This is a genomic window from Mesorhizobium sp. M4A.F.Ca.ET.050.02.1.1 (assembly GCF_003997725.1).
Classification (GTDB): Bacteria; Pseudomonadota; Alphaproteobacteria; order Rhizobiales; family Rhizobiaceae; genus Mesorhizobium.
This window is the reverse complement of sequence record NZ_RZSG01000058.1, coordinates 1-16,092: the sequence shown is the minus strand read 5'-3', so window position 1 is coordinate 16,092 and position 16,092 is coordinate 1. Positions and strand designations below refer to the sequence as shown.

16 protein-coding genes and 1 pseudogene are annotated in these 16,092 nt (G+C 64.7%); 10 read left to right on the top strand and 7 right to left on the bottom strand.

What is annotated here, in order from left to right; all coding sequences use genetic code 11:
- Positions 1 to 975: class I tRNA ligase family protein (locus tag EOA33_RS07275; RefSeq protein WP_145989083.1), on the bottom strand; the 975-nt coding region annotated here is incomplete at its 3' end.
- A gap of 147 nt (positions 976 to 1,122) precedes the next feature.
- Between EOA33_RS07275 and EOA33_RS07270 the strand changes: the two genes are divergently transcribed.
- The 4 genes and pseudogenes from EOA33_RS07270 (at position 1,123) to EOA33_RS07255 (ending at position 3,689) form a co-directional block, all read left to right on the top strand.
- On the top strand, positions 1,123 to 1,785 hold the full coding sequence (locus EOA33_RS07270) for a YggS family pyridoxal phosphate-dependent enzyme (RefSeq protein WP_126057595.1): 663 nt from the start codon (positions 1,123 to 1,125) through the stop codon (positions 1,783 to 1,785).
- A 69-nt stretch (positions 1,786 to 1,854) separates the two neighbouring features.
- Positions 1,855 to 2,109, top strand: a complete 255-nt coding sequence (locus EOA33_RS07265) for a type II toxin-antitoxin system Phd/YefM family antitoxin (RefSeq protein ID WP_126057594.1) — start codon at positions 1,855 to 1,857, stop codon at positions 2,107 to 2,109.
- Positions 2,110 to 2,517: pseudogene (locus tag EOA33_RS07260) on the top strand (type II toxin-antitoxin system VapC family toxin).
- A gap of 122 nt (positions 2,518 to 2,639) precedes the next feature.
- Positions 2,640 to 3,689: an aldo/keto reductase gene (locus tag EOA33_RS07255; protein ID WP_127405337.1), complete on the top strand. Its 1,050-nt coding sequence runs from the start codon at positions 2,640 to 2,642 to the stop codon at positions 3,687 to 3,689.
- Between the two features lie 62 nt (positions 3,690 to 3,751).
- Here the strand turns inward: EOA33_RS07255 and EOA33_RS07250 are convergent, their stop codons facing one another.
- Positions 3,752 to 4,657, bottom strand: a complete 906-nt coding sequence (locus tag EOA33_RS07250; RefSeq protein ID WP_127405336.1) for a LysR family transcriptional regulator — start codon at positions 4,655 to 4,657, stop codon at positions 3,752 to 3,754.
- Between the two features lie 122 nt (positions 4,658 to 4,779).
- On the opposite strand from EOA33_RS07250, the gene EOA33_RS07245 reads away from it, so the two are divergent.
- Both EOA33_RS07245 and EOA33_RS07240 read left to right on the top strand, forming a co-directional pair.
- Positions 4,780 to 5,961 (top strand): MFS transporter, encoded by a 1,182-nt coding sequence (locus EOA33_RS07245; RefSeq protein ID WP_127405335.1) that lies wholly within the window; start codon positions 4,780 to 4,782, stop codon positions 5,959 to 5,961.
- 50 nt (positions 5,962 to 6,011) lie between these two features.
- Positions 6,012 to 7,046, top strand: coding sequence for an aldo/keto reductase (locus EOA33_RS07240; RefSeq protein WP_126057590.1), 1,035 nt, complete (start codon positions 6,012 to 6,014; stop codon positions 7,044 to 7,046).
- Between the two features lie 106 nt (positions 7,047 to 7,152).
- Here EOA33_RS07240 and EOA33_RS07235 read toward each other — a convergent pair whose 3' ends face one another.
- Positions 7,153 to 7,587 (bottom strand): hypothetical protein, encoded by a 435-nt coding sequence (locus EOA33_RS07235; protein ID WP_127405334.1) that lies wholly within the window; start codon positions 7,585 to 7,587, stop codon positions 7,153 to 7,155.
- Positions 7,588 to 7,737: 150 nt separating this feature from the next.
- Positions 7,738 to 8,010, bottom strand: a complete 273-nt coding sequence (locus EOA33_RS07230; RefSeq protein ID WP_126057588.1) for an aspartate-semialdehyde dehydrogenase — start codon at positions 8,008 to 8,010, stop codon at positions 7,738 to 7,740.
- 294 nt (positions 8,011 to 8,304) lie between these two features.
- Here EOA33_RS07230 and acs point away from each other — a divergent pair, with 294 nt between their 5' ends.
- Complete coding sequence (gene acs / locus EOA33_RS07225; RefSeq protein ID WP_127405333.1) at positions 8,305 to 10,260, top strand: acetate--CoA ligase; 1,956 nt, start codon at positions 8,305 to 8,307, stop codon at positions 10,258 to 10,260.
- A complete protein-coding gene (locus tag EOA33_RS07220) occupies positions 10,260 to 11,009 on the top strand; it encodes an MOSC domain-containing protein (RefSeq protein ID WP_127405332.1) in 750 nt (249 codons plus the stop codon). Before acs ends, EOA33_RS07220 begins: the two co-directional genes overlap by 1 nt.
- Positions 11,010 to 11,318: 309 nt before the next feature.
- Here EOA33_RS07220 and EOA33_RS07215 read toward each other — a convergent pair whose 3' ends face one another.
- Positions 11,319 to 12,737, bottom strand: a complete 1,419-nt coding sequence (locus tag EOA33_RS07215) for a pilus assembly protein (protein ID WP_127405331.1) — start codon at positions 12,735 to 12,737, stop codon at positions 11,319 to 11,321.
- Between the two features lie 318 nt (positions 12,738 to 13,055).
- Positions 13,056 to 13,925 (bottom strand): transglutaminase family protein, encoded by an 870-nt coding sequence (locus EOA33_RS07210; RefSeq protein ID WP_127405338.1) that lies wholly within the window; start codon positions 13,923 to 13,925, stop codon positions 13,056 to 13,058.
- Between the two features lie 250 nt (positions 13,926 to 14,175).
- Between EOA33_RS07210 and EOA33_RS07205 the strand changes: the two genes are divergently transcribed.
- Positions 14,176 to 14,841: an HAD-IA family hydrolase gene (locus tag EOA33_RS07205; protein ID WP_127405330.1), complete on the top strand. Its 666-nt coding sequence runs from the start codon at positions 14,176 to 14,178 to the stop codon at positions 14,839 to 14,841.
- Between the two features lie 142 nt (positions 14,842 to 14,983).
- Here the strand turns inward: EOA33_RS07205 and EOA33_RS07200 are convergent, their stop codons facing one another.
- A complete protein-coding gene (locus EOA33_RS07200; protein WP_127405329.1) occupies positions 14,984 to 15,205 on the bottom strand; it encodes a DUF1674 domain-containing protein in 222 nt (73 codons plus the stop codon).
- 102 nt (positions 15,206 to 15,307) lie between these two features.
- Between EOA33_RS07200 and htpX the strand changes: the two genes are divergently transcribed.
- A partial coding sequence (gene htpX / locus EOA33_RS07195) for a zinc metalloprotease HtpX (protein WP_127405328.1) occupies positions 15,308 to 16,092 on the top strand: 785 nt, incomplete at its 3' end.

Sequence of the window (16,092 nt, the reverse complement as noted above, 5' to 3'; positions counted from 1 at the left end):
GACCGGCAGCGTCCAGTTCTCGTCGAACGGATGGACGACGCGGATGCCGGTGTCGAAGCCCTTCTTCTCGGCCGTCTCCAGCGCCGCCACCGAGGTGCCCATGTGGCGGACCTCGTCGATGAACTTGGCCAGCTCGACATTATCCTCGGCAGCCTTCTTGGCCAGCGGATGGTCGGCGGCGACCGCCATGAACGAGGCGCCGAAGATAGTGTCCGGCCTGGTCGTGTAGACCTCCAGCTCATGCTCGCCGGCGACCGGCTTGGCCAGCGGCCAGCGGATCAGCAGCCCTTCCGAGCGGCCGATCCAGTTGTGCTGCATCAGCTTGACCTTCTCCGGCCATTCGTCGAGGCCTTCGAGCGAATCCAGCAGGTCCTGCGCGAAGTCGGTGATCTTGAAGAACCACTGCGTCAGTTCCCGCTGCTCGACCAGCGCGCCGGAGCGCCAGCCGCGACCGTCGATGACCTGCTCGTTGGCGAGCACCGTCATGTCCTCCGGGTCCCAGTTGACCTTGGAGGATTTGCGCGTCACCAGCCCCTTCTCGACGAAGTCGAGGAACAGCATCTGCTGGCGGTGGTAGTAGTCGACGTCGCAGGTGGCGAACTCGCGCGCCCAGTCCAGCGACAGGCCCATGACCTTGAGCTGCTCGCGCATGGTGGCGATGTTCTCATAGGTCCAGTCCTTGGGGTGGACCTTGTTCTGCATCGCCGCGTTCTCGGCCGGCATGCCGAAGGCATCCCAGCCCATCGGGTGCAGCACGTTAAAACCCTTGGCGCGCTTGTAGCGCGCCACGACGTCGCCCATCGTATAGTTGCGGGTATGGCCGATATGGATGCGCCCCGACGGATAGGGGAACATCTCGAGCACGTAGTATTTCGGCTTCGGATCGGCGTTGTCGGCCTCGAACAGCTTCTTTTCGGCCCAGGCCTTCTGCCATTTGGGCTCTGACGCGCGCGGATTGTATCGTTCGGTTGCCATCGGATGTTTTTCACTTAAAAGCTGGCACGAACCGCGGGGCAATGCCCGGCGGCCCAGGAAAATGTCGTCGCGGTGTTCATCATGGATTGCCGGACCCGTCAACTGCGGCGAGCCGGCGAGGACCAAAACTACAGGCAGGATATGGGCATGACGAGCGCCGTCGAACAGCTTTTTGCCGTCAAGGCAAGGATTGCCGCCGCCGAGCGCGAGGCCGGCCGCGACCAAGGCGCGGTCACGCTGGTGGCGGTGTCGAAGACCTTCGAGGCCGCATCGATCAGCCCGGTCATCGAGGCCGGCCAGCGCGTCTTCGGCGAAAACCGCGTGCAGGAAGCGCAAGGCAAATGGCCGGCGCTGAAGCATCTATTTCCCGGCATCGAATTGCATCTGATCGGTCCGCTGCAGTCGAACAAGGCCAGGGAAGCGGTCACGCTGTTCGACGTCATCGAGACCGTGGACCGCGAGAAGATCGCCGCCGAACTCGCCAAGGAGATGGCGAGACAGGGCCGGACACCAAAACTCTACGTTCAGGTCAACACCGGCTCGGAGCCGCAAAAGGCCGGCATCGAGCCGCGCGAGGCGGTCGCCTTCGTCAAGCGCTGCCGCGAGGTCCACGGCCTCGCGGTCGAAGGCCTGATGTGCATTCCGCCAGCCGACGAGAACCCCGGCCCGCATTTCGCGCTGCTGGAGAAGCTCGGCAAGGAGGCTGGGGTCGCAAAGCTGTCGATGGGCATGTCCGGCGACTACGAGACGGCGATCGCCTTCGGCGCGACCAGCGTCAGGGTCGGCTCGGCGATCTTCGGCAGCCGATAACTGGGCGATGAACCTCGCCGCAAAGGCTTGCCAGATGTATATCCAGCCAAGCTAGCTAGGACGGTCTTCATGAACTGGCATCTACAGGACGCAAAAAACAATTTTTCGAAAGTGTTTCAGCGGGCGCGAACCGAAGGGCCACAGACCGTGACACTTCGCGGTGAACGGGCTGCAGTTGTCCTGTCCGTGGAGGACTACGATCGCCTTGCCGGAAAGAAGAAATCGCTTGCCGAATATCTTCTGACCGGCCCCGGGTGGGACGATGAGTTTGACGAGGAAATCACCCGTCGCCGGAATACGATGATCCGGGACATCGACCTCTGAATATACCTGCTGGATACGAACGTCGCTTCGGATACGCAGAGGCGCCTGCCGAAGCCGCCTGCGTGGGTGGCTTCGATCGATCCGGCGTCGATCAGCCTTAGCGTCATTACCCTTGGCGAGATCGAGCGAGGGATCGTCAAGCAGCGCAAGGTTGACCCTGAAAGGGCGGCCCGGCTCGATATCTGGCTGCGAGAGTTGCGAAGAGACAATGCAGACTGCATTCTTCCAATCACCGAAGAGATTGCGTTGGCAGGGGCCGCATCACGGCAGGTCGTACGCGAGGTAGCGCAGACACACTGATAGCAGCGACAGCCCTCGTCCATGACCTAATCGTGGTTACGCGCAATGTCTGACTTCGAAGACATCGGCGTTACCGTACTTAATCCCTGGGAACCACCTACTGCCTAGCGGTGGCTGCCCGACGGTTCTCTTGAGCCAGTTGCTCGCCACGCTTGCTCCAAGCTCTTGAAACGGAACGTACCGTTCCTATTTGCTCCAGCGTCATTCCCCATCTCCCTGGAGCTCCCAACATGCGCTACAATCAACTCGGAAACACCGGCCTGTTCGTCTCCGAACTTTGCCTCGGCACCATGACCTTCGGCGCCGCCGGCGAGAACGCCCAATGGGGCCTGATCGCCAGCCTCGACCAGAAAGGCGTCAACGAGATCGTCGGCCGCTCGATTGCCGCCGGCGTCAACTTCTTCGACACGGCCGATGTCTATTCCTTCGGCGCCTCCGAAAGACTGCTCGGCCAGTCGCTCCGGGATCTCGGCGTCAAGAGTTCGGACGTCATCATCGCCACCAAGGTGCATGGCGTCATGGGCGAGGGCCCGAACCAGCGCGGCTCCTCGCGCGGCCACATCATGGATTCGGTCGAGGCCAGCCTCGAACGGCTGCAGCTCGATCACATCGACCTCTACCAGCTGCACGGCACCGACACGGTGAGCCCGATCGACGAGACGCTGCGGGCGCTCGACGATCTAGTGTCCAGCGGCAAGGTGCGTTACGTCGGCGTCTCGAACTGGCAGGCCTGGCGCATCGCCAAGGCGCTGGGCATTGCCGAGCGCAAGGGCCTTGCCCGCTTCGAGACCGTGCAGTCCTACTATTCGATCGCCGGCCGCGACCTCGAACGCGAGATCGTGCCGCTGCTCAACGAGGAGAAGCTCGGCCTGATGGTCTGGTCACCGATGGCCGGCGGGCTGCTCTCCGGCAAATACGGTCCGGGCGCGCCTGGCAATGGCGAAGGCCGACGCGCCTCCTTCAACTTCCCGCCGGTCAACGAGGATCGCGCCTGGGCAGCCGTCGCTGTCATGCGCGAGATCGCCAGGAAGCACGATGTCAGCGTTGCCACCGTGGCGCTCGGCTACGTGCTGGCAAAACCCTTCGTGATGAGCGTCATCATCGGCGCCAGCCGCATGGACCAGCTCGAGCAGAACCTCGCCGCCACCGCGCTGAAGCTCGACGCCGAGGATATCGCCAGGCTGGACGAGGTCAGCACACTGCCCTCCGAATATCCTGGCTGGATGCTGGAGCGGCAGGGCGCTGGCCGGCGCCCGGCGCCGTTCGTGCCGAAGGCCTAGTTCGTCCGCTTCGTCTGAGCAGCCGCGCGTCCCTCGGGCGCGCGGCATTTTTCGTGCCCCGTTCAGAGCCGCACCGTTTCGACCAGAAAATCGAGAAAGGCACGCACCCTGGCCGGCAGGTGCTTGCCCTGGCCGACATAGACGGCGTGGGTCATTTCCTCGTCGCCGGGATTGAAATCCTCGAGCAGCGGCACCAGCCGGCCGGCGGCGATGTCGGGCTCGACATGCCAGCGCGCCAGCCGGGCGATGCCCGCGCCGGCAAGCGCCATCAGCCGCATCGCCTCGCCGTCGCTGACCTGGGCATTGCCCTTGATTGGGACGACGGTGGCAAGGCCGGCCCTGTCGGCAAACGGCCAGCCGTCGATATGGCGCGCGAAGCGGAAGCCCATGCGGTTGTGGCGGTCGAGATCGGCCGGCGTGCGCGGAGTGTCGTGCGCATCGAGGTAGGAGGGTGCTGCGACCACCACCACGCCGCTCTGCCCGAGTTTGCGCGCCACCAGCCGCGATTCGCCGAGCGGCCCGGCGCGGATGGCGACGTCGGCGCGCTCCTCCATCAGGTCGATGACATGGTCGGTCAGCACGACGTCTACCGAGATCTCGGGATAGTGCTCCAGGAAGCGCGGCAGAAGCGGGATCAGCCGGTGCTGGCCGAACGGCACATAGGAGTTGATTCTGAGCAGGCCGCGCGGCGCGGCGCCGGCCGCCGCCTCGCGCTCGGCCGCCGCCATGTCGGCCAGGATGCGCACGCCGCTGTCGTGGAAGGCGACGCCTTCCGGGGTGAGCTGCAGCCTGCGCGTCGAACGGCTGACCAGGCGGGCGCCGAGCCGCGCCTCCAGCCGCGCGATCAGCTTGCTCACCGCCGACGGCGTCATGCGCAGCGTCCGCGCCGCGGCGGAAAAGCTGCCAGCCTCGACGACACGGACAAACACCTCGATCTCGCCGGAGCGGTTTATCTCTGGTCTTGCCATTCATGAATCTATTTCACAATTAATATGCCTCGGGCAAGGCTGGTTCACAGGCGGTAGCAACCCGATCTTCTGGCCGGGACGCGGGAAAATGATGTTCCTGCTCCACCAACGGGACGACCGCCATGCCTCTTGCTCTTTATGCCCTCGCCGCCGGCGCTTTCGGCATCGGTGTCACCGAATTCGTCATCATGGGCCTGCTGCTCGAGGTCAGCGGCGACCTCGGCGTTTCGATCTCGGCCGCCGGCCAGCTGATCTCCGGCTATGCGCTGGGCGTCGTTATCGGCGCGCCGCTGCTCACCATCGCCACCGGCCGCTGGCCGCGCAAGACCGTGCTCCTGGCGCTGATGGCGATCTTCACCCTTGGCAATCTCGCCTGCGCGCTCGCTCCCGATTACTGGACGCTGATGGGCGCCCGCGTGCTCACCGCCTTTGCCCACGGCACCTTCTTCGGCGTCGGCTCGGTCGTGGCGACCGGGCTGGTCGCGCCCAACAGGAAGGCCTCGGCGATCGCGCTGATGTTCACCGGGCTGACCATCGCCAATATCCTCGGCGTCCCGTTCGGCACATGGCTCGGCCAGGCCTTCGGCTGGCGCGCCACCTTCTGGGCGGTGACGCTGGTTGGCATCGCGGCCTTCGCGGTCATCTTGGCCCTGGTGCCGCGCGAGCAGCCAGAGCCCCAGAAGAGCAATCTGCGCGCCGATCTCGCGGTGCTCGGCCGCGCACCCGTCCTGCTCGGCTTCGCCACCACCGTGCTTGGCTATGCCGGCGTCTTTGCCGTCTTCACCTACATCGCTCCGATGCTGACCGAAATCAGCGGCTTTCCGGAAGCGGCGGTGTCGCCGATCCTGCTCGTCTTCGGCGGCGGCCTCATCGCCGGCAACCTGATCGGCGGCAAGGCAGCCGATCGCTGGCTGGTGCCGTCCGTGCTCGGCAGCCTGATTGTGCTGGCGCTGGTGCTTGGCCTGATGACTCTTGGCCTGCGGAGCCAGGTGCTGGCGGTCCTCTTTGCCGGCCTGCTCGGCGCCGCCGCCTTCGCCACCGTGGCGCCGCTGCAGATGTGGGTGCTGGAAAAGGCCGAAGGCGCCGGGCAGAGCCTTGCCTCCTCCTTCAACATCGCCGCCTTCAACCTCGGCAACGCCGCCGGCGCCTGGCTGGGCGGCGTGGTTATCGCGCATGGCCCCGGCCTTGGCGCCGTCACCTGGGTCGCGGCCCTGCTGCCGCTTTCGGCGCTCTGCGTCGCCGCGCTGGCGCTGCGCCTCGATCGCGCCCAGGCGCTCGGCGAGCCGGCGTCCGTCCGCACGTAGTCTGCCCGGCAAAAGCTCAACCACCCTCTCAATCCAAGCAGGAGCAAAAGATGGATTATCGACGTCTTGGCGCATCGGGCCTCAAGGTCCCGGCGCTCTCGTTCGGGGCCGGCACCTTCGGCGGTTCCGGCCCGCTGTTCGGCGCCTGGGGCAACAGCGACGCGCAAGAGGCGCGCCGGCTGCTCGACATCTGCCTCGAGGCCGGCGTCAACCTCTTCGACACCGCCGATGTCTATTCGAACGGCGCTTCGGAAGTGGTGCTGGGCGCGGCGATCAAGGGCCGCCGCGACGCCGTGCTGATCTCGACCAAGACATCGCTGCCAATGGGCGACGGGCCAGCCGATTACGGCTCCTCGCGCTCGCGTCTGATCAAGGCGGTGGAGGACGCGCTCAGGCGTCTCGGCACCGACTACATCGACCTCTTGCAACTGCACGCCTTCGATGCCGGCACACCGGTCGAAGAGGTACTGTCGACGCTGGACCACCTCGTGCGCGCCGGCAAGCTGCGCTATGTCGGCGTCTCCAATTTCTCCGGTTGGCAGGTGATGAAGTCGCTCGGCCTGGCGGAGAAGCACGGCTACCCGCGCTACGCCGCGCATCAGGTCTACTATTCGCTGCTCGGCCGCGACTATGAATGGGAGCTGATGCCGCTCGGCCTCGACCAGGGCGTCGGCGCGCTGGTGTGGAGCCCGCTCGGCTGGGGCCGGCTGACCGGCAAGATCCGCCGCGGCCGGCCTCTGCCGGAAAGGAGCCGGCTGCACGACACGGCAAGCTTTGGGCCGCCGGTCGATGACGAACACCTGTTCAATGTTGTCGAGGCACTAGACGCCGTTGCTGAGGAAACCGGCAAGACGGTGCCGCAGGTCGCCATCAACTGGCTCCTGCAGCGCCCGACCGTCGCCTCCGTCATCATCGGCGCCCGCAACGAAGAGCAGTTGCGCCAGAACCTTGGCGGCGTCGGTTGGACGCTGACGCCGGAGCAGATCAGGACACTGGACGCGGCAAGCGAAGTCACCGCGCCTTACCCGTACTTCCCCTATCGGCGGCAAGAGGGCTTTGCCCGGTTGAACCCGCCGGCCGTCTGACACCAGTTTACCCGCCGGGCGGCGGCATCGCCGCCGTTCAGCGGGGCAAAAATTTGCCCCCGACCTTTCGCCGAAGAGCTTGCGGCTCCTGGAAGCAAACCTCGATCTACTCAGCTATGTCGGGAACCTTCCACGGTGGCGTTCCCGCGATACGCCCGCCTTTGGCCGCCTTGAAATAGGTCACCGCGAGGTCCTCGTGGCACATGGCGGACAGGTATATTTGAATTGACCCGCCAAGCGGCGTGACCGGATAGCGCTCGCCGCATGCTCGGCCACGAGCCTCATAGCGGCGCTTCTGCGCGGCCGTCATATGGTCGAAGAAACCGGCCTCGCACTTGCTCATGACGATCTCCGTCATAGTGGCATCGCCACTCGACCCCCAGGCGCAGGCATCGTGCAGCTTGTGTGCTTGGATGCAGTCCGGCGCGGCTTCGATATCCTCCGGTTGGATCGGCGCTTCCCCCTTCGGGCACCGCGCCTCTGCCGCGGCCCCGACGCCGCCAAGCGCAAGCCAGATCAAGATCGTCCACCCGATCCGCATATCGACTCCCAGACGGTTTACCCGAACGCGGCTGCCACACTGCGACTACAAGGACCCCGCCGGCGGCACCGCGTCGACCATGACGAATCGATCTGGGTTTTCCCCAATCGCCAAGGCATGCGAGCCGTCGGTCGGAACGGCACCGAGAGACTAATGCACCAGAAACTCTCCATCCACCTTGCGCCACTCGTTCGGCGCGACCAGCGTCTGGTGCGTGTAGGTCACCGAATGCAGCGGCCCGTCGAGCTTGGCCTTCCAGAACTCGATGAAGCGGATCAGCACCGGGAACTTCGGCGCGATGTCGTAGTCCTGCCAGATGTAGCTCTGCAAGAGATGCGGATGGTCGGGAAAATGGTAGAGAATCTTGGCCGTGGTCAGGCCATATCCCCTGAGCATCAGGTCCATTTCGGTATGGTCATGCATTGCAGCCCCCTGCGTCGATCTCCTTTCCTCCCATGTGTGATTCTGCGCTCAGTTGCTTAACTGTCTATTGATTTTTTCTGATCGTGTCGGCCTTTTCCTTCGCCAAAACATGCAGTTAGCAGCGATAGGCCGTGAGTGCTGACAGCGTGCGGCAGTGCCCCTGCGTCATCCCGCCGCGCGAATCCAACGTCTAATGTTGTCGTCACCGCGGAACTGTTAATAATGCGCCCGAATTCGCGGCCGCTTCGCCGCGACACCGCCACCCGGCGGCTTGGTTTGGGGAGGAAACTGAAAATGTCCGAGGTTCATGTCCATCGGGTGCAGCCGGCGTGGAAGAAGAACGCGCTGATCGATAACGACACCTATCTCAAATGGTATGCTGACAGCGTGAAGTCACCGGACAAGTTCTGGGCCAAGCACGGCAAGCGCATCGACTGGTTCAAGCCCTTCAGCAAGGTCAAGAACACCTCCTTCGACGGCAAGGTGTCGATCAAATGGTTCGAGGACGGCGAGACCAACGTGTCGTGGAATTGCATCGACCGGCACCTGAAGAAGCGCGGCGACCAGACCGCCATCATCTGGGAAGGCGACAATCCCTATGACGATCGCAAGGTCACCTATAACGAGCTCTATGCGCACGTCTGCCGCTTCGCCAACGTGCTGAAGAAGCACGGCGTCAAGAAGGGCGACCGCGTCACCATCTACATGCCGATGATCCCGGAAGCGGCCTATGCGATGCTGGCCTGCACGCGGATCGGCGCCATCCACTCGGTCGTCTTCGGCGGCTTCTCGCCGGACGCGCTCGCCGGCCGCATCGACGACTGCAAGTCGACCATCGTCATCACCGCCGATGAGGGCCTGCGTGGCGGCAAACATGTCCCCCTGAAGGAAAATACCGACAAGGCGGTCGAGATCGCCGCCAAGGCCGGCACCAGGGTCGACAAGGTGGTGGTGGTGCGCCGAACCGGCGGCAAGGTCGGCTGGGCACCGGGACGCGACGTCTGGTACCACGAGGAAGCCGCGACCGTTAAGGCCGACTGCAAGCCGGAGAAGATGAAGGCGGAGGATCCGCTGTTCATCCTCTACACCTCCGGCTCGACCGGCAAGCCGAAGGGCGTGCTGCACACCACCGCCGGCTATCTCGTCTACGCCTCGATGACGCACCAATATGTCTTCGATTACCATGACGGCGACATCTACTGGTGCACCGCCGATGTCGGCTGGGTCACCGGCCACAGCTATATCGTCTATGGGCCGCTCGCCAACGGCGCCACGACGCTGATGTTCGAGGGCGTGCCGAACTACCCCTCGCAGTCGCGCTTCTGGGAAGTCATCGACAAGCACAAGGTCAACATCTTCTACACCGCGCCGACGGCGCTGCGCGCCCTGATGGGCGCCGGCGATGCCCATGTGACGAAGACCTCGCGCAAGTCGCTGCGCGTGCTGGGCTCGGTCGGCGAGCCGATCAACCCCGAGGCCTGGGAGTGGTATTTCAACCTCGTCGGCAACGGCAAGGTTCCGATCGTCGATACCTGGTGGCAGACCGAGACCGGCGGCATCCTGATCACGCCGCTGCCCGGCGCCACAAACCTCAAGGCCGGCTCGGCGACGCGGCCCTTCTTCGGCGTCAAGCCGCAACTGGTCGACGGCGACGGCAAGGTGCTGGAAGGCGCGGCCGACGGCAATCTCTGCATCACCGATTCCTGGCCTGGCCAGATGCGCACCGTCTATGGCGATCACGATCGCTTCGTGCAGACCTATTTCTCGACCTACAAGGGCAAATACTTCACCGGTGACGGCTGCCGCCGTGACGACGACGGCTATTACTGGATCACCGGCCGCGTCGATGACGTCCTCAACGTGTCCGGCCACCGCATGGGCACCGCGGAAGTGGAATCGGCGCTGGTCAGCCACGACAAGGTTTCGGAAGCCGCCGTCGTCGGCTACCCGCACGACATCAAGGGCCAGGGCATCTACTGCTATGTCACGCTGATGGCCGGCGAGGCAGCGAGCGACGGGCTGCGCAAGGAGCTTGTCGACCATGTCCGTAAGGAGATCGGCGCCATCGCCACGCCCGACAAGATCCAGTTCGCGCCGGGCCTGCCCAAGACCCGCTCGGGCAAGATCATGCGCCGCATCCTGCGCAAGATCGCCGAGGACGATTTCGGCGCGCTCGGCGACACCTCGACGCTGGCCGACCCGGCCGTCGTCGACGACCTCGTCGCCAACCGGCAAAACAAGAGGAGCTGATGGCCGACGCGGCGGCACGGGGCACGGTTAGCCAGCTCTGGCGCTATCCGGCGAGCTCGCTCGCCGGCGAGCGCCAGCATGCGATCGAGGTCGGAAGCCGCACCGTCGATGGCGATCGGCTGTTCGGCCTCGTCGATGCGACCAGCGGCGAGATCGCCCGGCCCGACCGGGAGGCGAAATGGCACAAGGTGCCGCTGATCCGCACCCGGCTGTCGAACGCCCGGGAACTGGAAGTTGCCGTTCCCGGCGGCGGCTGGCTGGCGGCGCCCGGGGCCGAAAGCGACCGCGCCATCTCCGCCTTTCTCGGTTTCGCGGCTTCGATCCGGCCATTCCGCCAGGACGATGCCGCGCCGGATTATGCCGGCCCGCTGACCGCGGAACGCTACGTCAAGACGCCGATCCATCTTTTGACCACCGCCTCGCTCGCACGGCTCAAGACGCTGCATCCGGAAGGGGCGGCCGACCCGCGCCGCTTCCGTCCCAACATCGTCATCGACATGGCCGCGGTCGAAGGTTCGTTTCCCGAAGCCGAATGGGTCGGCCGCAAGCTCGCTATCGGCGACCTGCTGCTCACCGTCTCGGAGCCGTGCCGCCGCTGCGGCTTCACCATCATCGCCCAGGACGGCTTCGACGCCGATCCCGGCATCCTGCGCAACCTGGTGCGCCACAACGCCCACAATCTCGGCGTCTACTGCACCGTCGACCGGCCGGCGCGGATCGAGGTCGGCGCGACGATGCGCTTCGTCTAGCAATACACCAACGCCTTTTTCGCCTGCCCCTTGTCTTTCGCTGCAACGCACCCCATCATGAGGGTGTGTTCAACAGATCGAAAGGAGGTGATCCGATGTCGAGTGATTTCGTTTTCCAGAACGTGGCCTCAGCGGATTGCACTTTCGGGAAGCAGTCTTCCCGTTAAGGCGCGAGAAGCGCGGCAGGTGATGCGATGGCATCACCGCCAGAGACCGCGTCATGGACGGAAACACGGAAGGCCGCCGGCTTCGTGAAGAAGCGGCGGCCTTTTCCGTTTGGCGGGCTGCGCACGCGCTCGCCGCAACGTCTCAGCGGTTGATCGTGAGCTTCTCGATGTTCTCGGTGATCTTGCCGAACGCGTCGGACAGTTCCGGACCGTTGGCCGCCTCGTAATAGTGCTTGAGCGACGATGTATCGGCCGTGGCGCAATCCTTGAGCAGGGTCTTTGCCTGGTCACGCTCCGTCGCCGTCATCGACGGATCGTTGAGATCGAAGCCGATGGTGAAGATCTCGATGCCGTCGCGCTTCATGTTGGCGCAGATGCTTTCGGCGTTGCCGCGCGACATCTGGCCTTGGTCCTGTGATTTGGGCGCGCCGCGCGCTCCGGCAAAGGCAGTGTTGAACTGGCCGTCGGTCATCAGGATGGCGATCTTGGCCACCTTTCTGGTGTCGAAATTGGCGGGGCCGGCGCCGAGGCCGGCGTCCGCGATCGCCGAGCGCCAGGCCGGCGAGAGCATGTAGTAACCCCACTGCGCGGCGATCCCGCCGGCCGTGACGCCCGCGGCGCTGAAATGGTCGATGGCGGTGAGCAGCTTGCCTTCATCGGCGGTCAATGGAACGAGGGCGGCCGAGGGACACACTTTCATGCGGTAGTCGCGGTTGACCTTGGCCTGATATATCCTGCCCTTGTTGTCGAGGCGCAGCGTGTAGGGCCCGTCGGACGAATAGTCGGCATAGCCGTCCTTGTCCTTGCGCTCGGTCGCGCATTTGTCGGGCGCCGAAGTCGCCGACGCCGATACGGGCGCGTCGATCGGCGGCGGGACCTTCGGGCCAGTCGCCGTCTCGACGAACAGGGTGCCGGCCAGGCCGCCTGTATTGACGGCCTCGGCATAGGGGACGATCGACACCCGCACGCGCGGATTGCCGGGGTCGCGGTTCTGGCCGAGCAGATCCTTGACCGCGTCCGAGGCGGCAGCCTGCAGGTCGCCGATCTTGTTGGTCTTGGCGCGCTTGTCGGGGGCCATCGACCCGGTGACGTCGAGCATCATCGCCACCTCGATTGTCTTGTCGGAATAGAGCGCGGTGGTGGAGACGGCAATGCGCGTGGTGTCGCCCATGCTGAACAGCGGGAAGTAGAAGGCGACATCGACATGCGCGTCCGCCCGGACGGTCTTTGCGGCCTTGTCTACCGTCAATTTGTCGAGGACGACCTGGCCGGCTTGCAGGATGCCGGCCGCGCTGTTGGCGTCGAGAAAAGCCTGCACCGACTTGCTCGCGTCGGCCTCCTTGATGACGTCGGTGGTCAGGTCCCGCGCCGTCGAGGTGACGGCTGCGTCGACCACGCCCTGCAGGCTGGATTGGGCATTGTAGATCTGGGTGATGTTGACGCCGAAGCCGACACCGAGCGCCAGCACCGAGGCGGCGGCGCCGAACAGGATGGCGAAGTTTCCGCCGCGATCCCTGGCAAAGCCGCCTGCCCCGTGAACAAGACCCGCAAAACGCCGCATCTTCCGCCTCCATTCGCCATCGGCCTCGAAGCCGACTGACGGATGCGGTGCAGGATTCCGGCCGGGTTGGGGCACCCTGCCGGATGAATCCGGCGCTTTCTAGTCAAGTCCTTGTTTTTGCTTGAATTCCGAGCAAGTCAGGGTGAACGGCCGGTAAACAAAAGGCCGTGGCAGCCGCGGAGTTTAGGAAGTGCTTACCATGCTCCGTCTTCGCGCGACCGAGCCGCCAACCGCGATCCCAGTCCGGCACAGGCGCGCTGTGCCGAAGCGGATCATGATCCGGCTCTGTGTCTTGCGGGAATCCGGCCGCGGCAGGGCCTATGCCAGCATCTGCGCGCTGACCGTCCTGTCGACGTTGTGATGGGGCGGGCTGAACAGATTGCGCTCCTGCTCATAGGTCCAGACCTTGAACAGCTTGAGCTGATGCTGGCCGAAGCTGTGCAGCAGTGGCACGTCGGTAGCGTCGCGGCCGCGCGCGATGACAACGCGGCCGATCCTGGGAATATTGTGGCGGGGATCGAACGTGTACCATTTGCCGTCGAGGAAGACTTCGAGCCAGGCCGAGAAGTCCATCGGCGCCGGATCGACGGGAACGCCGATGTCGCCGAGATACCCGTTCACATATCGGGCGGGCATGTTCATGGCGCGGCACAGCGCGATCGCCAGATGCGCGAAGTCGCGGCAGACGCCGACGCGCTCCTCATGCGCCTGCGCCGCCGTGCGGGTGGCGCGCGCATAGCCGTAGCCGAAGGACAGCCGACTGTGGACGTAATCGACGATCGCCTGCGCCCGCGCCCAGCCCGGCGGCAAGTTGCCGAACCGCTGCCAGGCGAGATCGCTGAGATGGTCTGTTTCGCAATAGCGGCTGCCAAGCAGGTAGACGAGCACGTCATCGGGGAGCTCCGCCACCGGCGTTTCCCTGGCGAGCGTGTTGACCTCGTCCGGCTCACCGCTGTCCTCGATGACCGCGTCATAGAGGATGCGAAAGCCGCCGGCAGGCGCGGTGAAGCGGCGGCAGCTGTTGCCGTGGCGGTCGTGGTAGACCCTGGTCGGCACGGAAGGCGAGGTGAGCACGCGCGTCTGCCGCTTGATGTCGGCCTGACGATCCCTGTGGATGTCGAGCAGCGAGATGATCGGCGTCGATCCGGCGCATTCAATGGCGATTTCGTAGCCGAGCCGGATCAGCATCGCGATACCCCCTGCGGTCATTCTGGAAGACAGTCTTTTCAACGCGGCAGGCCTGCCATGGTTCCCCTTGGAACACTTTCAGGAACAGTGCGTAGTGGTCTTCCGTACGGAATTGCGCAAAACAGATATTGGAGCGGTTTGCACCGCTCCGGCATGTCAAAAGGCGGCCTTGCGCCTTTCCACGGCCCGGCCATGCGGCTACGATCGATCGTAGCTTAGTCCCTCCCGAATACGACCTCCAGGATTTTAGATGTTTGCAGGCAGAAAATTCGCGGCCTTCCTGTTCGATATGGACGGCACGGTGATCAATTCCATTGCCGCGGCCGAAAGGGTGTGGACTGACTGGGCTCAGCGCCAGGGCCTCGACGTCGCGACCTTCCTGCCGACGATTCATGGCAAGCGGGCTGTCGAGACCATCGCCGCGCTGATGCTTCCGGGCATCGATCCGGTGCTTGAGGCCGACGCGCTGCTGAAGGCTGAAGCGGGTGATCTCGAAGGCATCGTGCCGATCGCCGGCGCGGTGTCGTTTCTCAAGTCGCTGCCGCCGGAGCGCTGGGCGATCGCCACCTCGGCACCGCACGAACTGGCGCTGCTGCGCATGAAGGCGGCCGGCATTCCTGTTCCCGCCGTGATCGTCGCGGCCGAGGACGTCACCCGCGGCAAGCCGGCGCCCGATTGCTTCCAGCTCGCAGCCAGGCGTCTCGGCGTCGACGCACGCGACTGCCTGGTCTTCGAGGACGCTCCGGCCGGCATCGCGGCGGCGGAAGCGTCCGGCGCTTCCCTGATGGTGATCAGCGCCACGCACACGCATCCGATCGCGACGCTGCACGCATCGATCGCCTCTTACGACGAGCTTGGCATTACCGTCGATGATCGGGGTGGGATTGAGTTGGCACCGTCTCGGGCCGCGGCCTAGAGGGCGTCGAGATTCAGGTCAGGCCGAGTCGAGAAGGGTGGTTTCCGAGAACCGGAGGGGAGCGTACTTGAGGTACGTGAGCACCGGAAGCGCAGGAAACCAGCGTTCGCAGGCCGGCCTCACCTGAATATCGGCGCACCCGCTAAAAGTCGCTGGTAAGACCTTTCACCTCCCAGTCGCCGTAGCGGCCGGGTTCCTTGCCGCCGCGGCCGCCGATTTCCTTGGGCAGCGCGGCTTCCTTTTCGCGATATTTCCGGCGCCTCGCCTCAGCCTCGGCCAGCGCGCGGCTGGCCGCCGGCGTCGGGGTTTTTTGCGGCGCGTCGCTCGCCGGCGCGGCATCGGCTTTGCTGGTCTGGTCGGTCATGCGATAGTCCCGGCGCATTGAAACAGGGGCAGGTGTCTCCCATCATATAGCCATGAACTCGCAAGGATCGACCCCTTTCGCCACCACGGACGGATCTAGACGATGAACACCCTTCGCACAGCAATGCTTCTTGCCGCGATGACGGCGCTGTTCATGGGCGTCGGCTTCCTGATCGGCGGCTCCGGCGGCATGGTGATCGCGCTGCTGATCGCCGCCGGCATGAATCTGTTCAGCTACTGGAACGCCGACAAGATGGTGCTGTCGATGAATCGCGCCGTCGAGGTCGATGCGAAGAACGCACCTGAGTTCTACGCCATCGTCCAGGCGTTGGCCAAGCAGGCCGGCCTGCCGATGCCGAAGACCTATCTGATCGACAATCCGCAGCCCAACGCGTTCGCCACCGGCCGCAATCCCGAGAATGCCGCAGTGGCCGCCTCCACCGGGCTGCTGGAACAGCTCTCGCATGAGGAAGTGGCGGCGGTGATGGCGCACGAACTCGCCCACATCCAGCACCGCGACACGCTGACCATGACCATCGTCGCGACGCTGGCCGGTGCCATCTCGATGCTCGGCAACTTCGCTTTCTTCTTCGGCGGCAACCGCGACAACAACAACCCGTTCGGCTTCGTCGGCGTGCTGGTGGCGATGCTGGTCGCGCCCTTCGCCGCGATGATCGTGCAGATGGCGGTGAGCCGTACCCGCGAATACGAGGCCGATCGGCGCGGCGCCGAAATCTGCGGAAATCCGCTCTGGCTGGCATCTGCCCTTGACAAGATCGCCCGCGGCGCCGAACGCATCCGCAACCCGGATGCCGAACGCAATCCGGCGACGGCGCACCTCTTCATCATCAATCCCCTGCACGGCGAGCGCATGGACAGTCTGTTCTC

Excerpts from the sequence above, each read along its gene's own strand:
- EOA33_RS07270 (WP_126057595.1), top strand. The coding sequence starts at position 1,123 with ATGACGAGCGCCGTCGAACAGCTTTTTGCCGTCAAGGCAAGGATTGCC.
- EOA33_RS07265 (WP_126057594.1), top strand. The coding sequence starts at position 1,855 with ATGAACTGGCATCTACAGGACGCAAAAAACAATTTTTCGAAAGTGTTT.
- EOA33_RS07255 (WP_127405337.1), top strand. The coding sequence starts at position 2,640 with ATGCGCTACAATCAACTCGGAAACACCGGCCTGTTCGTCTCCGAACTT.
- EOA33_RS07250 (WP_127405336.1), bottom strand. The coding sequence starts at position 4,657 with ATGGCAAGACCAGAGATAAACCGCTCCGGCGAGATCGAGGTGTTTGTC.
- EOA33_RS07245 (WP_127405335.1), top strand. The coding sequence starts at position 4,780 with ATGCCTCTTGCTCTTTATGCCCTCGCCGCCGGCGCTTTCGGCATCGGT.
- EOA33_RS07240 (WP_126057590.1), top strand. The coding sequence starts at position 6,012 with ATGGATTATCGACGTCTTGGCGCATCGGGCCTCAAGGTCCCGGCGCTC.
- EOA33_RS07235 (WP_127405334.1), bottom strand. The coding sequence starts at position 7,587 with ATGCGGATCGGGTGGACGATCTTGATCTGGCTTGCGCTTGGCGGCGTC.
- EOA33_RS07230 (WP_126057588.1), bottom strand. The coding sequence starts at position 8,010 with ATGCATGACCATACCGAAATGGACCTGATGCTCAGGGGATATGGCCTG.
- acs (WP_127405333.1), top strand. The coding sequence starts at position 8,305 with ATGTCCGAGGTTCATGTCCATCGGGTGCAGCCGGCGTGGAAGAAGAAC.
- EOA33_RS07220 (WP_127405332.1), top strand. The coding sequence starts at position 10,260 with ATGGCCGACGCGGCGGCACGGGGCACGGTTAGCCAGCTCTGGCGCTAT.
- EOA33_RS07215 (WP_127405331.1), bottom strand. The coding sequence starts at position 12,737 with ATGCGGCGTTTTGCGGGTCTTGTTCACGGGGCAGGCGGCTTTGCCAGG.
- EOA33_RS07210 (WP_127405338.1), bottom strand. The coding sequence starts at position 13,925 with ATGCTGATCCGGCTCGGCTACGAAATCGCCATTGAATGCGCCGGATCG.
- EOA33_RS07205 (WP_127405330.1), top strand. The coding sequence starts at position 14,176 with ATGTTTGCAGGCAGAAAATTCGCGGCCTTCCTGTTCGATATGGACGGC.
- EOA33_RS07200 (WP_127405329.1), bottom strand. The coding sequence starts at position 15,205 with ATGACCGACCAGACCAGCAAAGCCGATGCCGCGCCGGCGAGCGACGCG.